At 53.5% G+C, this 18,456-nt stretch carries 14 protein-coding genes; all 14 read left to right on the top strand.

Features of this window, described 5'->3' with window-relative positions; translation table 11 throughout:
* The first annotated feature begins 12 nt into the window (after positions 1–12).
* The 14 genes from ACTUHY_RS09215 (at position 13) to gcdB (ending at position 18,282) form a co-directional block, all read left to right on the top strand.
* Complete coding sequence (locus ACTUHY_RS09215; RefSeq protein ID WP_442827502.1) at positions 13–603, top strand: nucleotidyltransferase family protein; 591 nt, start codon at positions 13–15, stop codon at positions 601–603.
* Between the two features lie 480 nt (positions 604–1,083).
* The gene (locus tag ACTUHY_RS09210; RefSeq protein ID WP_442827501.1) at positions 1,084–2,388 is read left to right on the top strand and encodes a Na+/H+ antiporter family protein; all 1,305 of its coding nucleotides are present in this window, start codon (positions 1,084–1,086) and stop codon (positions 2,386–2,388) included.
* A 69-nt stretch (positions 2,389–2,457) separates the two neighbouring features.
* Positions 2,458–4,017 carry a histidine ammonia-lyase gene (gene hutH / locus ACTUHY_RS09205; protein WP_442827500.1) on the top strand — a complete coding sequence of 520 codons (1,560 nt, stop codon included), beginning with the start codon at positions 2,458–2,460 and terminating at the stop codon, positions 4,015–4,017.
* Between the two features lie 242 nt (positions 4,018–4,259).
* The gene (locus tag ACTUHY_RS09200; RefSeq protein WP_442827521.1) at positions 4,260–6,308 is read left to right on the top strand and encodes a urocanate hydratase; all 2,049 of its coding nucleotides are present in this window, start codon (positions 4,260–4,262) and stop codon (positions 6,306–6,308) included.
* An 84-nt stretch (positions 6,309–6,392) separates the two neighbouring features.
* Positions 6,393–7,634 (top strand): imidazolonepropionase, encoded by a 1,242-nt coding sequence (hutI, locus tag ACTUHY_RS09195; RefSeq protein WP_442827499.1) that lies wholly within the window; start codon positions 6,393–6,395, stop codon positions 7,632–7,634.
* Positions 7,635–7,785: 151 nt separating this feature from the next.
* On the top strand, positions 7,786–10,815 hold the full coding sequence (locus ACTUHY_RS09190; protein WP_442827498.1) for an ATP-binding protein: 3,030 nt from the start codon (positions 7,786–7,788) through the stop codon (positions 10,813–10,815).
* 21 nt (positions 10,816–10,836) lie between these two features.
* On the top strand, positions 10,837–11,199 hold the full coding sequence (locus tag ACTUHY_RS09185) for a DRTGG domain-containing protein (RefSeq protein ID WP_442827497.1): 363 nt from the start codon (positions 10,837–10,839) through the stop codon (positions 11,197–11,199).
* A gap of 6 nt (positions 11,200–11,205) precedes the next feature.
* The gene (locus ACTUHY_RS09180; protein WP_442827496.1) at positions 11,206–11,622 is read left to right on the top strand and encodes an ATP-binding protein; all 417 of its coding nucleotides are present in this window, start codon (positions 11,206–11,208) and stop codon (positions 11,620–11,622) included.
* A 35-nt stretch (positions 11,623–11,657) separates the two neighbouring features.
* Positions 11,658–12,944, top strand: a complete 1,287-nt coding sequence (locus ACTUHY_RS09175) for a [Fe-Fe] hydrogenase large subunit C-terminal domain-containing protein (protein ID WP_442827495.1) — start codon at positions 11,658–11,660, stop codon at positions 12,942–12,944.
* Between the two features lie 132 nt (positions 12,945–13,076).
* Positions 13,077–14,600: a succinate CoA transferase gene (locus tag ACTUHY_RS09170; protein WP_442827494.1), complete on the top strand. Its 1,524-nt coding sequence runs from the start codon at positions 13,077–13,079 to the stop codon at positions 14,598–14,600.
* A 137-nt stretch (positions 14,601–14,737) separates the two neighbouring features.
* On the top strand, positions 14,738–16,237 hold the full coding sequence (mmdA, locus tag ACTUHY_RS09165; protein WP_347567759.1) for a methylmalonyl-CoA decarboxylase subunit alpha: 1,500 nt from the start codon (positions 14,738–14,740) through the stop codon (positions 16,235–16,237).
* Positions 16,238–16,284: 47 nt separating this feature from the next.
* Complete coding sequence (gene gcdD, locus ACTUHY_RS09160; RefSeq protein ID WP_278673720.1) at positions 16,285–16,608, top strand: sodium ion-translocating glutaconyl-CoA decarboxylase subunit delta; 324 nt, start codon at positions 16,285–16,287, stop codon at positions 16,606–16,608.
* Between the two features lie 69 nt (positions 16,609–16,677).
* Positions 16,678–17,121 (top strand): sodium ion-translocating glutaconyl-CoA decarboxylase subunit gamma, encoded by a 444-nt coding sequence (gene gcdC, locus ACTUHY_RS09155; protein ID WP_442827493.1) that lies wholly within the window; start codon positions 16,678–16,680, stop codon positions 17,119–17,121.
* Positions 17,122–17,154: 33 nt separating this feature from the next.
* The gene (gcdB, locus tag ACTUHY_RS09150) at positions 17,155–18,282 is read left to right on the top strand and encodes a sodium ion-translocating glutaconyl-CoA decarboxylase subunit beta (protein ID WP_442827492.1); all 1,128 of its coding nucleotides are present in this window, start codon (positions 17,155–17,157) and stop codon (positions 18,280–18,282) included.
* The last annotated feature ends 174 nt before the right edge of the window (positions 18,283–18,456 follow it).

Genomic DNA, 18,456 nt, shown 5'->3' with positions numbered 1-18,456 from the left:
GGGGAGGGAAACATGAAGATTGCAGGAATCATCCTGGCTGCAGGATTTTCCAGGCGACTGGGAAAAAACAAATATCATCTCCTGCTGGGAGACCGGGAACTGTATCAATATGCGGCAGATCTGCTGGAAAAGCTACCTTTGGCCAAACGGGTCATCGTGACCAATGATACAGATATAGCCCTCTATTGTGCCGCCAAAGGGATCCAGCCAGTCTCCAATAGGGATGCGGCGGAAGGCAAGGCTTCTTCCATCCGGGCTGGAGTGGATGCGGCCGGGGAGGTGGACGGTTATTTTTTCCTGACGGCTGACCAGCCCTTGGTCTCTGCAGCCAGCTGCCAGCAGCTCCTGGAAGCTCAGGAGGTCCATCCTGCCTGTATCATCCAACCTGTTTACAGAGGACAGAAAGGGATGCCTGTCTGTATCCCGGCCCATTATGCCCCTGCCTTGCAGCAATTGACAGGAGAGGAAGGCGGGAAAAAGTTGATGACCGCGGAAAACACCAGGCAGGTGGCCATCGACCGGGAAAAAGAACATCAAGATCTGGATACTTGGGCGGATTATGAAAGACTGGGGCAATGGATCAAAGAAAAAGATCTTCCATGATTTTTTTTGCCAAAACCACCAAAATTGACTCTTTATGGACGGGTGGAGGATACAATGACAACATCTAAAGGATTTTATGACAATTTTACTTTATCACAATATAGCGATAGCGTGATAAAACGATCACTCCAGATGGTCATTCCTGCGCAATGAAATCCTTTAGATCCATTTCAGTATCCCATAAAATAGAATGGATCCTAGGAGGGCCTCTGCCTGTCTCGAAGGAGTGCTGCGCCGAACGTGCAGCACTCTCTTTTTGTGTGTCCAAAAAACGTCTTTCGCTTTAGCACAATAGCGGAGTAAAAAACGACAAAAAAGAACCCTTCTGCAAATAAAAAGAAAATTCAAAATCATATTATAAAACCGAAACTTTTGACTTTCTTTTGACCTTTTAACAGTACAATAGACCTGTAAAAAGTCGGGGATTGCGCAGGAATCCCCGCAAACGGAAAAGTGAATAAGAAAAGGAGTGATCAATGTATGGAAATCTTAACCAACCCCATCGTCGTTTCCGTCATCGTCATGTCCGTGCTCTGTCTGCTCAAGATGAATGTGCTCTTTGCCATCCTGATAGCAGCTATTGTAGCCGGAGCCACAGGCGGACTGGCCATTGACAAAACGGTCAGTATCCTGATCGGCGGTATGGGCGGGAACTCAGAAACCGCTCTGAGCTACATCCTGCTGGGAACGTTGGCCGTTGCCATCGGGCGGTCCGGGCTGGCAGACATCGCTGCACGGAAAATCACCAAAATCGTGGGAAACAAAAAAGCCGCCTTCGTATTCCTTATCGCTTTTGTCTCCTGTTTCTCCCAGAACCTGATTCCTGTGCATATTGCCTTCATCCCTATTTTGATTCCCCCACTGCTGGTGGTGATGAACCATATGAAGCTGGACCGGAGAGCGGTTGCCTGCGCACTGACTTTCGGCCTGAAGGCTCCCTATGTTTCGCTGCCAGTCGGGTTCGGTCTGCTGTTCATGACCATCATCAAGGACCAGATGGTAGCCAACAATGTCCAGGTCACCATCAGTGATGTTTCCTCCGTTATGTGGATCGGCGGTGCGTCCATGCTGGTGGGCCTGATCCTTTCTACTATTTTCTACAGCCGGGATCGGGAATACAAGGACCTGCCTATTATGGGTCAGGATGAAAAAGCCGGAGAAACCGAAATGAATGCAGACTGCTGGAAGGCGCTGGCCGGTGCGGTGGCTGCCTTCGTGGCACAGCTGTATTTCAAATCCCTGCCTATCGGTGCTATGTGCGGCCTTCTGGTGATGCTGGTCACCGGTTCCATCAAATGGAACAAGATGGATGATATGGTCAGCGGCGGGGTCCAGATGATGGGCTTCATCGCCTTCGTCATGCTGGTGGCTGCCGGCTATGCCAACGTACTCCGGGAAACTCATTCAGTGGAAGCTCTGGTCATGGCTACGACGGCTGTCATTAACACCAAACTCAGCGGGGCTATCCTGATGCTGGCTGTGGGTCTCTTGATCACCATGGGTATCGGGACTTCCTTCGGGACCATCCCGGTCGTGGCTTCCATCTATATCCCCATGGGCCTGAAACTGGGCTTCAGCATCCCTTCTATCATCCTGCTGATCGGGATCGCTGCGGCTTTGGGCGATGCAGGATCTCCGGCTTCCGATTCCACCCTGGGACCGACTTCAGGGCTGAACGCGGACGGACAGCACAACCATATTTGGGATACCTGTGTACCTACTTTCATCTTCTTCGATGTGACCCTGTTCATCGGCGGTGTAATCGGCGCCATGATCCTGGGCTAATTGGATAAATAAACAGGGGCTGCCAGACAGCCCCTTTCTATGGAACTGATTTGTAAGGAGGATACTGAAATGTTGAAAGATGTAAAAGCCATCAAAGAAGTCGTCCTGACCGGAAATGATCTGTCTCTGGAACAGCTGATCGCTGTCAGCCGGTATGATGCCAAACTGTCTTTTGATCCGGATGCAGTGGCCCGTATCAAAGCTTCCCGGGCCCTCATCGATGATATCGTCAACAGTGACCGGGTGGTCTACGGGGTCACCACAGGGTTCGGCTCTCTGTGCCGGGTCCATATTTCCAAAGAAGATTGTGCCCAGCTCCAGGAAAACCTGATCCGTACCCATTCCTGCGGGTATGGGAAACCTCTCAGCCGGGAAGTGACCCGGGCCGCTATGACCATCCGGGCCAATGCCCTGGTGAAAGGGTATTCCGGTATCCGCTTGTCCACCCTGCAGACCCTGGTGGATATGATCAATAAAGGGGTCCATCCTTACATTCCGGAAAAAGGGTCTCTGGGGGCTTCCGGTGACCTGGCCCCTCTGGCCCATATGGTCCTGCCCATGCTGGGCTTGGGAGATGCTGAATATCAGGGCACAGTGATGCCCGGCAAGGAAGCCATGGAAAAGGCCGGGATCCCCATCATCCACTTGGAAGCCAAGGAAGGCCTGGCCCTCATCAACGGTACCCCGATCCTCACCGCCATGGGCGTGTTCGCCCTGTGGGAAGGCATGTCCCTGCTGAAACAAAGCGATATCGCTGCTGCACTCTCTATCGAAGCCCAGCGGGGCATCATCGATGCCTTTGATGAACGGCTCCATGTGATCCGTCCCCACAGAGGCCAGCTGGATACCGCCTACAATATGCGGAACCTGCTGTCCGGCAGTACCTATGTGACCCATCAGGGCCAGCTGAAAGTACAGGATGCCTACTGCCTGCGCTGCGTGCCCCAGATCCACGGGGCCAGCAAGGATGCCTTAGGCTTTGTGAAAGAGAAAGTGGACATTGAAATCAATGCCGCTACTGATAACCCCATCGTCCTGCCGGATGGGGACGTGATTTCCGGCGGGAACTTCCATGGCGAACCCATGGCTCTGCCTTTCGACTTCCTGGGCATCGGGATCTCTGAAATCGCCAATGTGTCCGAACGGCGCCTGGAACGGCTGATCAACAATTCCCTCAGCGGATTCCCGTCCTTCCTGGTGAAACATTCCGGCCTGAACTCCGGCTTCATGATCACCCAGTATGCGGCGGCTGCCCTGGTCAGCGAAAACAAGGTCCTGGCCCATCCGGCTTCCGTAGATTCCATCCCCTCCTGCGAAAACCAGGAAGACCTGGTCAGCATGGGCGCCCATGCTGCTCGGAAAGCTGGGGAAATCGCCTTCAACGCCCGCCGGGTGGTGGCTACGGAAATCTTGGCCGCCTGCCAAGCTATCGACCTGCGGGAAGGAGAAGGATTCAAACTGGGGACTGGTACCCAGGCTGCTTATGATGCCGTCCGGAAATCCAATGATTTCATTGCCTACGATAAGGACATCGAGATGTTCAAGGAACTGGAAAAAATCACGGATCTGGTCCAGGCAGGCGGAATCCTGGAAGCCGTAGAAGACAAAGTCGACCTGAAATTCTTCTGATCGGCCACACATATCCATCCCTTGGGGGGGGCTGTACGAAAAGGTACAGCCCCCCCTGCTGATTTTCTTTTGACGGTATTTGCTGAAAACGTCCAGAAACGACAGCTGAAAAAACTGAAAAATTTTTCAAAAGATGGCTTGATTAGACGTTTTTTAGATGAAAGTCTTTTACAATAGAAGCATGAAGTCAAGAAAATCGAAGTCCTGCACGAAGGCATTATGCAAAGGAGTGGTATACCATGATGAAAAATGAAGAAATCGGAAAAGCCATGACCATCAAATTGGAGTTCCCCAACGGACTGCCCAAACCGAAACCTTTCCAAGAAGGCATCCGTCGGGCTCCGGACCGTGGCTTCCGCCTGACTCCGGCACAGACTGAAATCGCGCTGAAAAACGCTCTGCGTTATATCCCGGAAGAATATCATGAAGAACTGATCCCCGAATTCTTAGAAGAACTGACCACACGGGGCCGGATCTATGGCTACCGGTTCCGTCCGGAAGGCCGGATCTACGGGAAGCCCATTGATGAATACAAAGGCAAATGCACCGAAGGCAAAGCCTTCCAGGTGATGATCGACAACAACCTGGACTTTGAAGTGGCACTGTATCCCTATGAACTGGTGACCTACGGGGAAACCGGCAGTGTCTGCCATGACTGGATGCAGTATCTGCTGATCAAACGGTACCTGGAAGAAATCACACCGGACCAGACCCTGGTCATGGAATCCGGCCATCCTCTGGGCCTGTTCCATTCTAAACCGGAAGCGCCCCGGGTCATCATCACCAACGGTTTGATGATCGGGGAATATGACAACCTCCATGATTGGGAAATCGCCGAAGAAATGGGCGTAGCCAACTATGGTCAGATGACGGCAGGCGGCTGGATGTACATCGGACCGCAAGGAATCGTCCATGGGACCTTCAACACCATCCTGAACGCCGGCCGTATGAAACTGGGGATCCCGGAAGATGGGGACCTGGGCGGCAAGCTGTTCGTCACCTCCGGTCTGGGCGGCATGAGCGGTGCCCAGGGCAAAGCCGCGGAAATCGCCAACTGTACGGCAATCGTGGCAGAAGTAGATGCTTCCCGGATCAAGACTCGTCTGGATCAGGGCTGGATCTCCGGCGTATCCGATTCCCTGCCGGAAGTCATTGCTATGGCCCAGAAATCCATGGCGGAAAAGAAGGGCAAATCCTTTGCTTACCACGGCAATATCGTAGATTTACTGGAATACATCGTGGACCACAACATCCATGTGGATCTGGTTTCCGACCAGACTTCCTGCCACAACGCTTACAACGGCGGGTACTGCCCGCAAGGCCTGACCTTCGAAGAACGGACCAAGATGCTGGCAGAAGACCCGGCCAAATTCCGGGAGCTGGTGGACAAGACCCTCCATGCGCACTTTGCCGCACTGAAGAAGATCACCGCCCGGGGCGTGTACTTCTTCGACTATGGCAACTCTTTCATGAAGGCTGTGTTCGATTCCGGCGTCAAAGAAATCTCCAAGAACGGTGTGGACGACAAAGACGGTTTCATCTGGCCTTCCTACGTAGAAGACATCATGGGACCGCAGCTGTTCGACTACGGTTATGGACCGTTCCGCTGGGTCTGCCTGTCCGGCAAGCCGGAAGATCTGCATAAGACCGATATGGCCGCTATGAGCTGCATCGACGTGAACCGCCGGTACCAGGATCGGGATAACTACAACTGGATCCGGGATGCGGAAAAGAACAAGCTGGTGGTAGGTACCCAGGCTCGTATCCTGTATCAGGATGAGGTGGGCCGTGTGAATATCGCCCTGAAGTTCAACGAATTGGTCCGTAACGGTGAAATCGGGCCTGTGATGATGGGCCGTGACCACCACGATGTATCTGGCACGGATTCTCCGTTCCGGGAAACTTCCAACATCAAAGATGGTTCCAATGTGATGGCTGATATGGCTGTCCAGTGCTTCGCCGGCAACGCAGCCAGAGGCATGAGTCTGTGCGCTCTCCACAACGGCGGTGGCGTGGGCATCGGCAAGGCCATCAATGGCGGGTTCGGGCTGGTCCTGGATGGCAGCCATCGGGTGGATGAAATCATCCGCAGCTCCCTGAGCTGGGATGTGATCAGCGGTGTGGCCCGCCGGTCCTGGGCCCGGAATGAACATGCTATGGAAACGGCTGTAGAATTCAACAAGACCCGTCATGGCATCGGGCAGATCACCCTGCCGTACCTGACGGATGAAAAACAGATCAAGGACGCGGTGGCCAAGGTATATCCGAAGGCTCATGTGATCAAAGACTGATCGAGAGGAATCATACAGAAAGAAAGGGCTGCTGCACAGATCCTGTGCAGCAACCCTTTTGTGGCCCATAAAGGAGGCAAAGCAATGGTTGACAGACTACTCATCAAGAATGCGGCCCAGATCGTGACCCCGGAAGGGAATACGGCTCGGCACGGCAGGGAAATGAAACAACTGAAAATCTATGAGAACCAGTCCATCCTGATCGAAAATGGCATGATCCGCAGCATCGGGAATCAGCCGGATTGGGAAAAACTGGTTCCTGCGGATAAACAGATTGATGCCACCGGCAAAGCGGTGCTTCCGGGATTCGTAGATTCCCACACCCATCTGGTGTTCGGAGGCTACCGGCCTGATGAATTCCTCTGGCGGATGGGCGGCATGAGCTATATGGAGATCATGGAACGGGGCGGGGGCATCCTGAACACCATGAAGGCTACCCGGGAAGCAAGCCGGGAAGAGCTGGTGGATCACAGCATGGACTTCCTGAAGAAAATGCTGGCCATGGGGGTCACCACCGTGGAGGCCAAAAGCGGCTATGGCCAGGATCACGATACGGAAATCAAGCAGATGGAAGTGGTCCAGGACCTGAATGAAAAGCAGCCCATCGAGCTTGTGTCCACTTTCCTGGGGGCTCATGCGGTACCTCCGGAATTCAAGGGACGGGGCGATGCTTTCATCGAGTTCCTGCTGAAGGATGTCATGCCGGAAGTGGCAGAGAAACACCTGGCGGAATTCTGCGACGTGTTCTGCGAAAAAGGGGTATTTTCCATCGAACAGAGCCGTCATCTCCTGACGGAAGCCCGGAAGATGGGTTTCAAACTGAAAATCCATGCCGACGAAATCGTCAGCCTGGGAGGGGCTGAATTGGCAGGAGAACTCCATGCCACCAGCGCCGATCACCTGCTCCATGCTTCTGATGCGGGAATCCGGGCCATGGCAGACAACGGGGTGGTCTCCACCCTGCTGCCCACCACCGCCTTCTGCCTGAAGGAACCTTTTGCCCGGGCTCGGGAGATGATCGATTCCGGCTGTGCCGTAGCTTTGGCCACCGACTTCAACCCTGGCAGCGGTTTCACTTTTTCCGTTCCTCTGATGATCGGGCTGGCGGTCATCTATATGAAAATGACCGCCGAAGAGGCCATTACGGCTTTGACCCTGAATGGGGCTGCCGCGGTGGACCGGGCTGACCGGATCGGTTCCCTGGAACCGGGGAAGCAGGCAGACCTGGTGATCCTGCAGTATCCTTCCTACAAATTCCTGCCTTATCATACCGGCATCAATATCGTGGAGACCGTTGTCAAGAAGGGCAAAGTGGTATTCCGGTGACCATGCAGTCCAGCGGGCGTGCAGCATCGCACGCCCGGCTTTTTTTTAAGAAGATTTTATACTATAATAATACTGATTGCTATGATAATTTTGAGGGGACCGCACAGGAGTTGATCGAGTAACGGAAATTTTCAGTGATGAGGTGTGAACGATGACAAGTCTGATCCAAGCGCGTTTTTTGGGCGCTCCTGTAATCAAAAAAGATGGCAGGGAAATCTTTTTCCCCTACAATAAGGTCAATGCATTGGTGTATTATATCCTGGTCAAAGGGACCGTACTGCGGGATGAACTGAGCGGCGTGCTGTGGGCAGACAAGCCGGATGCCATTGCCCGGAAAAATCTGCGCAATGCCATCTATGAGACCAAGAAGATCCTGGGACCGGATGTCTTCATTTCTCCCCGCAAGGCCATCATCAAGGTCAATCCGGCCATACCCGTCCAAGTGGATGTGAAGGAGTTCGAAGCGGATCCGGGACGGAATCTGGAACTGTACCAGGGGGCCTTCCTCCAGGGATTTTTCATCAAAGATGCAGCAGAATACGAAAACTGGTACCTGACGGAACGGGACCGTCTGGAAGGCATGTACATGGATGCTCTGCTGCAGAAGCTGAAAGAAGCAGTGGCTGTGAAGAACCTGGGGAAAGTGACCTGGTATGGACGGATGCTGATCGCCCATGATCCCTATGATGAATCCATCTACACCCTGCTGCTCCGGACGTACTGTGAGCAGGGAAATATGAAACAGGCCACCGAACTGTATGAAGAGATGAAGAAACTGTTCCGGGAGGAACTCCAAAGCAATGTGCCTCCTGAAATCGAAGAACTGATGAAAAAGAACCTGCACCAGGGGAAAAGAGAGCAGGGACTGCAACTGCGTTCCCAAGGCGCATTCACCGGCCGGGAAAGCGAATTGCAGCAGGTCCGGCAGATGCTGGACCGGTTCCTCCAGGGCAGCAGCAGTGAAGCATTGCTGATCCGAGGCGAGGCGGGCTGCGGCAAGACCATCCTGAAAGATACACTGGTCAATGAACTGCCTTCGGAAGTGGCCGTGATCCAATCCAACTGCTTTAAACCGGAACAGAATATCCTGCTGCGGCCTTGGACAGGGATCGTAGAAGGCTTGGGGAACCTCATCCGCCGGGAGAAGATCCCAGTCCCCAATATGGACCCGGGCAAACTATATGAATTGTTCCCCCAGATGGACATGAGCGGGGACCGGGAAGCGGGCCTGGCGGAAATCAAGGACCTGCTGAAATTCGATGCTATTTTCCATACCTTGTATACGGTGATGGAAACGGCTGCCGAAAGCAAACGGATCCTTTTCATCTTTGAAGATCTTCAGTGGATGGATCCCCTGAGCCTTTCCCTGCTCAGCAGCCTGATCCTCCATCAGAAATCCCGGCGCTTCATGTTCCTTTTAACGGCTCAGCCTTCCCGGGATAAGAATTACCAGAAGTTCGAGACCTCCGTATCCATGTATCACAAACTGCAGATGTTGGACCTGAAACCCTTGGATCGGGAAACCATCCGCCTCTTCGCCCAGCATGTGGATCTGCCTGTTCCGGTAGATGGGCCTCTGGTGGATCGGCTCCAGGAGGAATCAGAGGGGAACCTGTTCCTGCTCCGGGAATGCCTGGTGGCCTTGAAAACCACCGGCAGCCTGGACAATCTCACCGAGAATATGCGGAACATCTTTAAATCCAACTGCTTTGCCCTTACCGACGATCAGCAGAAAATCTTGGATTTCATTTCTTTGTTCTATGATGGTGCACCTCTGGCTATGATTTCGGAATACATGCATATGAACAGTCTCCAGGCGCTGGAAAACCTGGAAGTGCTCCGGAAGAACAATTTCATCCGGCCAGTACCTCAACAGCCGGAAGTCATCTATGAAATCGTCCAACAGAAGCTGAAGGAATACATCCATCAGCAGATTTCTCTGGAAAAACAGAAGATCCTCCACAGCTATATCGCTGGGCTCTGGGAAAAGCGGCTGACCCATTCCCCCCAGGACATCCGCCTGTATCACCATTTGGAGTACCATTACCAAGAGGCAGGGGAATTGGTCAATATGGGACGTTACAAGCTGAAGATCCTCATGTATTATTTGAATTTCAGCAACGAGCTGTTCCCCGTGCTTAGCAGTGCGGATATCACTCCCGATGATGATAAGAGCCGGTTCATCGAGACCAATCTGGGGCAGTTTTTGGCAGAAGTGGATGAGATGATGCATGCCATCAGACGAAATTGCGGAGAGACTCCGGAAGTCCGGGATCTGGAGATGAATTACCTCCATCTGATGGGGCGGCATTATATCCGGATGGGCGAATATGAAAAGGGCGTCCGGAACATCCTGAGCCTGATCGAACAGGCTGCGGAAGTCCATAACCGGGACTATATGCTCATGGGCTATAAACAGATGATCTTCTATGATATCCAGATCGGCAATACGGAGGAAATGAAGAACTATCTGGAGGTGGCCTTGAACCTGGCCGATGAGTGCAATTACCATAAGGAAATGGGGATCCTGCTCCGGCTGAAGGGACTGAACATGATCATGCAGGGAAATTTCCCAGAGGCAGAACGGCTGCTGAAGGAATCCATCTCTACTTTCATGGTGACCCAGAATGTGCAGCGGCGCTATGCCCTGAATATTGCCGGCGCTTACAATTATCTGGGAGAGATCCGGCGGGGAGAAGGCAAGTTCCGGGAGGCGCTGGATTACTATGATAAAGCACTGGACTATGCCAGAGATCAGGAAGCCTACAGCTCTTGGGTGGTCTTTTCCTGCAATGCAGGGGTAGCCTGCTACAACCTGGAGCAGTATGAGCGGGCCAAGCAGTACTTCATGCAGGCCTATGAATTGTTCCCCCGCTATGTGTTCTACTGGCGGCATCCTATCGTAGAATCCTACCTGGCGCTTCTGTCTATGAGGGAAGGAAAAGAAAAAGAAGCCATCCGGTTTTTGGACGATGCGCTCCACAAGCTGGGGAATATGAACAATCCCCGGGAAGCCGGTTATGTATATATGGCCATTGCGCTGCTGAAGAAGCAGCATCCGGACAGCGGGATCTCCCGCCACTATGAAGGCAGCCTGAGCTCCTATGCTACTCGGGCTCTGCAGGTCCTGGATCCCTACCGGGATGCTTGGGAACGGAAGCAGATGGAAGCTTTGTTTTAAGATCTTAAAGGAGGGGTTGGAATGGTAACATTGAAGAAAGTGGCAGACGTGTTGGAAGCCCAGGTGGTTTCCGGACAGGAAATGCTGGACAGGACGGTGAAACAGGCTTGCGGCAGTGACATGATGAGTGATGTACTGGCCTATGCCAAGGAGGATTTCGTATTGCTGACAGGATTGCTGAACATCCAGGTGGTACGGACGGCAGATGTGAGTGATGCAGCGGCCCTGATCTTCGTCCGGGACAAACATCCGGAACAGGAAGTACTCCTGGCTGCTCGGAATAAAGAGATCCCAGTGCTGTATACCCGCTGCACCATGTTCGAAGCCTGCGGACGGCTGTATGATCTGGGACTCCGGGGCTGTTCTGGCAAAGATCGGAAGTAAAAAGGCATGGAAGAGATCTATACTGTGATCCCTGATGATTTCGAACGGGCCGGGGCTGCTTCTACTTCTTTGAAAGATTTGCTGAAAAAGCTGGGACTGTCACCAGAACTGATCCGCCGGATCGCCATCGGGACCTATGAGGGAGAGATGAACTGCCTGATCCATGGAGGAGGGGGGCAGATCCAGGCAGAAATCGGTCCCCGGGATATCCGGGTGAGCATCGAAGACCATGGGCCGGGGATCCCCGACGTGGAAAAGGCTATGCAGGAAGGCTGGTCCACAGCCTCTGCCAAAATCCGGGCCATGGGGTTCGGAGCCGGCATGGGGCTGCCTAACATGAAAAAAGTTTCTGATGAAATGCAGATCGCTACCCAGGTGGGGAAAGGGACCCGGGTCACCCTGGTCTTCCATCTCCCTGCCTGAAGGATCCAGTTGTCCAAGGAATCAGGTGAAAGCCTTTGCGTGAAACCTATCTCAATTCTGTCAGAGTCAACGCCAGCCGCTGTACTGGCTGTCTGATCTGTGTGAAGGACTGCCTGGTCCAGGCTATCCGGGTACGCAGTGGCAAAGCTGTCATCCTTTCCGACCGCTGCATCGACTGCGGGGAATGTATCCGCTGCTGTCCCACCCGGGCCATGGAAGGCTGGGCCGATCCTTTGAGTGAACTGAAAAAGTACAAAGTGAATATCGCCCTGGCCACTCCGTCTTTCTATGCCCAGTTCGACGGCAATGTAGCTGCTTCCGTGATCTGGGAAGGCCTGCGGGAGCTGGGGTTCGATACGGTCTTCGATGTTGCCCTGGCAGGAGATTATATCAGTGATGAGATGGAGCGGTACATCGCCCATTACAAAGGACCGTTCCCTCTGATTTCCTCCGCCTGTCCTGCTGTCCTCCGCCTGATCCAGACCAAATATCCGGAACTGGTGAAGCAGGTCCTTCCCGTGCTGGCTCCAGCAGAAGCGGCGGCCATCTACACCCGTCGGGAAACCATGAAACGGCTGAATCTGGCTCCTGGACAAGTGGGGATCTGGTTCATTTCCCCCTGTCCGGCCAAGGGGACCAATATCCACCAGTCCGTGGATGTGGCTCATACTGCTGTGACCGGTTCCTTCACCATTGCTTCTATCTATGGCCCGCTGACCCAAGCCATCAAACATGTGCAGGAAACCCGCTATGAAGTCCCCGAGGCGATCCTGGGATCTTCCTACAGCCTCAGCTGGGGGAGCTGGCAGGGAGAACTGGAATCCACCGGTATTACCGATGCCATTGCCGCTCAAGGTCCGGAAGAAGTGGATGAACTGTTGGAACAGATCAGTATGGCCAAGCTCAGCGATGTGAGGTATGCTTGCTGCTACAGTTGTGCCGGCGGCTGTATCGGAGGGCCCTGTGTAGCTGTCAACAAATATGTGGCGGCCAAGAATCTCCGGGTGCGGGTGGAACGGCGCCGGAGCCGGGAAGAAGGCAATCGGGCAAGCGCCATGCAGCGGTGCCGGATCATTGAAGATTTCCCTGCTTCCTGGCGGTATATCAAACCGCTGGAGCCGCGGCCCCATCCCCCTTTGGCCAGCGATTTCGGGACAGCCCTGGAAAAAATGGCAGAACTAAAGGCCCTGGAACAGAAATTCCCCCAATTGGACTGCGGAGCCTGTGGAGCTCCCACCTGCAAAGCCTTTGCGGAAGATGTGGTGCGGGGATTTGGAAAAAAAGAAGGCTGCATCTTCTTGCGGAAGGGAAAAGAGAAATAGGGGAGGAAAGACCTTTTTCTTGCATGTTGGATGAAATATTGGTATTATTTATGACGTAGATTCTATTTTTAAATATTCAGATAGAGTCAAGAAGAGAAGCCCGGATCTTCGGGCAAACAGGAGGAAGAGCAAATGATCGATATTACGGATCGAGTCCATTGTGCTGCAGCACTCAGCAAAATCACCACAGCTGAAAAAGCGGCAGAAATGATTCAAGACGGTATGAACCTGGGCATGAGCGGATTTACCCCTTCCGGTTATCCGAAAGCGGTACCCCTGGCTCTGGCTGAAAGAGGCAAGGAACATCCCTTTAAAGTCAATGTCTGGACCGTACTTCCTGGACCTGAAATCGATACAGCCATGGTCAAGGCCGGTATCGTAGGCAATCGGATGCCGTATCAGACGGATAAAAACTGTCGGACTGCCATCAATAATGGACAGATCCGCTACCTGGATACCCATATCAGCACCTTCAACCAGATGGCCCGGTTCGGGTTCCTGCCGGAACACCGGGATGTGGATGTGGCCATCATCGAAGCCTGCTCCATCAAAGACCTGGGCAAAGGCAAGATCGGAATCATCCCCACTACCAGCCTGGGAGGCAGCTGCGGTTATGTGCAGAGTGCCAAGAAAGTCATCATCGAGGTGAACGTGACCCAGCCTCTGGGATTGGAAGGCATGCATGACTGCTATGTGCCTCTGGATCCTCCTTACCGGAAGATCATTCCCATCGAGAAACCGGAAGATCGGATCGGCACCCCTTATATTCCCTGCGATCTGGAGAAAGTGGCAGCCATCGTTCCCTGTGATATCCCCGATACCCCCAGCAAACTGGCGGCCATCACCGATGACGCCCGGGCTATGGGGGGCAACCTGGTAGAATTCCTGAAAAACGAAGTGAAAGCCGGTCGGCTGCCCAAGAACCTGCTGCCGCTGCAATCCGGGGTGGGATCCGTAGCTAACGCGGTGATCAACGGGCTGGTCCATTCTGATTTTGAAGATCTGACGGTTTATACGGAAGTGATCCAGGACGGGATGTTCGACCTGATCGATGCTGGGAAACTGCGGGTCGCTTCCGGTGCTTCCCTGACCATGTCTGCGGAAGTCCAGAAGAGATTCTACAGCAACCTGGACAAATACAAATCCCATCTGATCCTGCGTCCCCAGGAAATTTCCAACAACCCTGAAGTGGTTCGAAGAATCGGAGTTATTGCCATGAACACCGCTATTGAAGTGGATTTGTATGGCAATGTGAACTCTTCCCATATCAACGGGACCAATTTGATGAACGGAATCGGCGGCAGCGGCGACTTTGCCCGGAACGGCTACCTGTCCATCTTCTTTGCGGAATCGGAACGGAAAAACGGACAGATCAGCTCCGTCGTGCCCTTCTGCTCCCATATCGACAACAACGAGCACGATGTGGATGTGATCGTTTCCGAACGGGGCGTAGCCGACCTGAGGGGGCTCTCCCCGAAAGAACGGGCTCCAATCATCATCGATCAGATCGCCAGCCCCAGATATCAGCCTATCCTGCGGGATTATTTCGAACGGGCCTGTGCAGCCTGCCACAATAGCCAGACACCCCATATCTTGTCCGAAGCCTTCTCCTTCCACGAAAGGATGCTGAAAACCGGTACCATGGAAGTGAAATAAAGGGAGTTTTCGACGAAATTTTCCATAAATCGGTGGTAACAGGGTGATATTTATGTTACAATTACCGTGTTTTAGTTTCGTTGTATTATCCCAGAAGGAGGTGCGTATTTTTGACGACACAAGAAAAAATCCAAGATATGTTCGACCGCTATGAAAAGATCGAAGCAGGCGGCGGCGCAAAAAGAGTCGGGAAACAGCATGATGCGGGTAAAATGACAGCCCGTGAACGGATAAACTCGTTCTTAGATGAGGGAAGTTTTGTAGAACTGGATAAATTTGTAGAACATCGCTGCTCCAACTTCGGCCAGGAAAAGAAATATTTAGCAGGAGATGGGGTAGTGACGGGCTACGGCACGGTCAACGGACGGACCGTATTCGTCTTTGCCCAGGACTTCACCGTAGAGGGCGGATCCTTGGGAGAGATGCATGCCAATAAGATCGCCAAGGTCCAAGCTATGGCCCTGAAGACGGGGGCTCCCATCGTGGGCATGGCAGATTCCGGCGGTGCCCGGATCCAGGAAGCTACGGATGCCCTGGCTGGTTTCGGCAAGATGTTCAAGCAGAACACCCTGTCTTCCGGGGTGATCCCTCAGATTTCGGCCATCATGGGGCCTTGCGCTGGCGGCGCGGTATACAGCCCGGCGCTGACGGATTTCATCTTCATGGTGAAGAAGAATTCCAAGATGTTCATCACCGGGCCGGAAGTAGTGAAGACCGTGACCGGCGAAGAAGTGGGCCAGGAAGATCTGGGTGGTACTTTTACCCACTGCACTCGCAGCGGCGTGGCTGACTTTCCGGCTGAAAACGATGCAGACTGTTTGGAACAGATCCGTTATCTCCTGAGTTTCCTGCCTTCCAACAACCGGGAGAACCCGCCTGTCTACGATACCGGAGACAGCGCCTACCGGATGGATGAAAGCCTGAATACCATCATCCCTGACGGCTCCCAGATGCCCTACGATATGTATAAAGTGATCCGCAGCATCGTGGACAACGGAGAATATGTGGAACCCCATCGGATGTATGCTCGGAACATCATCACCTGCCTGGCCCGGATGGATGGCTCTACCGTGGGCATCATCGCCAACCAGCCCCGGATCATGGCCGGCTGCCTGGATATCAACGCTTCTGACAAAGCAGCCCGGTTCATCCGGTTCTGTGATGCGTTCAAGATTCCTCTGATCAATATCGTCGATGTTCCTGGTTTCCTGCCAGGGACGGATCAGGAATACGGCGGCATCATCCGCCACGGGGCCAAGATGCTTTACGCGTATTGTGAAGCTACGGTTCCCAAGATCACCCTGGTTACCCGGAAAGCCTACGGCGGGGCTTATCTGGCCATGTGTGCCCAGGATCTGGGGGCAGACCATGTCATCGCCTGGCCGACTGCAGAAATCGCCGTCATGGGTCCCCAGGGAGCTGCCAAGATCATCTTCCGGAAGGATCCGGATGTGGAGCAGAAGACCCAGGAATACATCACCAATTTTGCTACGCCCTACTATGCGGCGAAGCATGGAATGGTAGAAATGGTCATCGAACCCAAGACCACCCGTCCCATCCTGATCAAAGCGCTGCGTATGTTAAAATCAAAGCAGGAAGACCGGCCGACGAAGAGACACGGCAATATTCCTCTGTGATTTTGATATAAACCATTCATCATTTAGGGAAGAGAGGTGAAACATTCATGACAGAAAATCCTTGGCTGATTATGTTGATCAATATGACCATCGTATTCGGCGTGCTGATTGTGCTGGGAATCCTGATGGTGCTGATCCATGCCGTCGACCCCACCAAGAAAGTGCAAGGAAAAAAAAAGCCTGTAGTTGCTAAGCCGGCCGCTTCTGCTGCAGCCAGCAAACGGCAGGACGAGGAGAAAGTGGCTGCAATGGCAGCGGTCCTGGCATTGGTCCAGGATGAGGACGATATGATCGCGGCTGCTTTGACCGCTGCGATCGCCGAACACAAAAAGAAGATGGAGCCCATGGCTCTGCCCCATCATTTCTTTTGACAGACTGTTGAGGGACAGCCTGTACCCAGTAGATCTTACAGTTTAAAAACATTTTAGGAGGGTATTCTCATGAGAAAATTCAATGTTAACGTTAACGGCACTGTTTACACGGTAGAAGTTGAAGAAGTCGGCGGCGCTGTCACGGCAGCTCCTGCTGCTCCTGCTGCTCCGGCTGCTGCTGCTCCTGTGGCTGCTCCTGTAGCTGCCCCCGTGGCCGCTCCGGCTCCTGCCGCTGCTCCGGCTCCCGCTCCCGCTGCTGCTCCGGCTCCTGCCGCTGCTAAACCGGCTGCTGCTCCTGCTGGTGCCATCACCGTGGAAGCTCCCATGCCCGGGAAGATCCTGTCCGTCAACGTGAAACCCGGCGATAAAGTAGAAGCCGGCGATGTCCTGCTGATCCTGGAAGCTATGAAGATGCAGAACGAAATCATGGCTCCTGAAGATGGTACGGTTTCTGAAGTCCGCGTAAACGCTGGCGATACCGTAGCCACCGGCGACGTAATGGTCATTCTCTAATTGCGTCTCCGAATATAAAGGAGGATTTGTTACATGGATGCTTTTGTGGTAGCCCTGACCTCTGTCATCCAAGACAGTGGGTTTGTGGCTTTTACCGGGGGCAATGCCGTCATGATGCTGGTAGGGTGCATCCTGCTCTACCTGGCCATCGTGAAGGGCTTTGAACCCCTGCTGCTGAGCCCGATCGCCTTCGGGTGCATTCTGGCCAATGTGCCCCGGACCGGTTTCGAGACCGATCCTGGCGTAATGCAGCTGATCCTGGGCGGGATCAAATATGAAATCTTCCCTCCGCTGATTTTCATGGGCGTAGGGGCCATGACGGATTTTGGTCCGCTGCTCGCCAACCCCAAGACCCTGCTGCTGGGCGCGGCTGCCCAGATCGGCGTATTCGTGGCCTTGCTGGGTGCTATGCTGCTGGGCTTCAATGTGAAGGAAGCTTCTGCCATCGGGATCATCGGCGGTGCTGACGGCCCGACTTCCATTTACCTGGCTTCCAAGATGGCTCCCCATCTGCTGGGGGCTATCGCCGTAGCTGCCTACTCTTACATGTCCCTGGTGCCGCTGATCCAGCCCCCTGTGATGAAGCTCTTCACCACGAAAGAAGAACGGAAGATCAGAATGGCTCAGCTGCGTACGGTGACCCACTTCGAAAAAGTGGTGTTTCCTATTGTCACCACCATTTTCATCTCCCTGCTGCTGCCTTCCGTCTGCTCTTTGATCGGGATGCTGATGCTGGGGAACCTGTTCACGGAATCCGGCTGTATGGACCGCTTGTCTGATACGGCACAGAATGCCCTGATGAACAGCGTGACCATCATGCTGGCCACTGGTACCGGCCTGACTATGAAGGCTGAAAGCTTCCTGACGGTCCAGACCATCGAGATCATCTGCCTGGGCCTGGTCGCCTTCATCGGCGGCACTGCCGGCGGTGTCATCTTCGGCAAGCTGATGAGCAAGTTCGATGGCGGCAAGACCAACCCGCTGATCGGTTCCGCCGGTGTATCCGCAGTGCCTATGGCTGCCCGTGTGTCCCAGGTTGTGGGACAGCAGGCTGACCCTGGCAACTTCCTGCTGATGCACGCCATGGGCCCCAACGTGGCTGGGGTTATCGGTACGGCTGTTGCAGCCGGTACCATGCTGGCCATGGTGGGCGGCAAATAAAAAACAGAAGTTTTTTGAGCTGTTGCTTCGGCAGCAGCTCTTTTTTTTGGTTCTTTGTCAAATGTTGGGGTAAGCTCCAATTCATCTACCACACACGGACGTGAGCGATTTTTGCTCATGTCTGTTTTTATTTTAATTTCACCATCGAAAGCAGTAAAATCCGAGAACGGAATC

Source organism: Acidaminococcus nyctereutis (assembly GCF_052216985.1).
Lineage (GTDB): Bacteria > Bacillota > Negativicutes > Acidaminococcales > Acidaminococcaceae > Acidaminococcus > Acidaminococcus fermentans_A.
The sequence above is the reverse complement of the archived record's forward strand: the minus strand, read 5'-3'. Positions and strand labels throughout refer to the sequence as shown.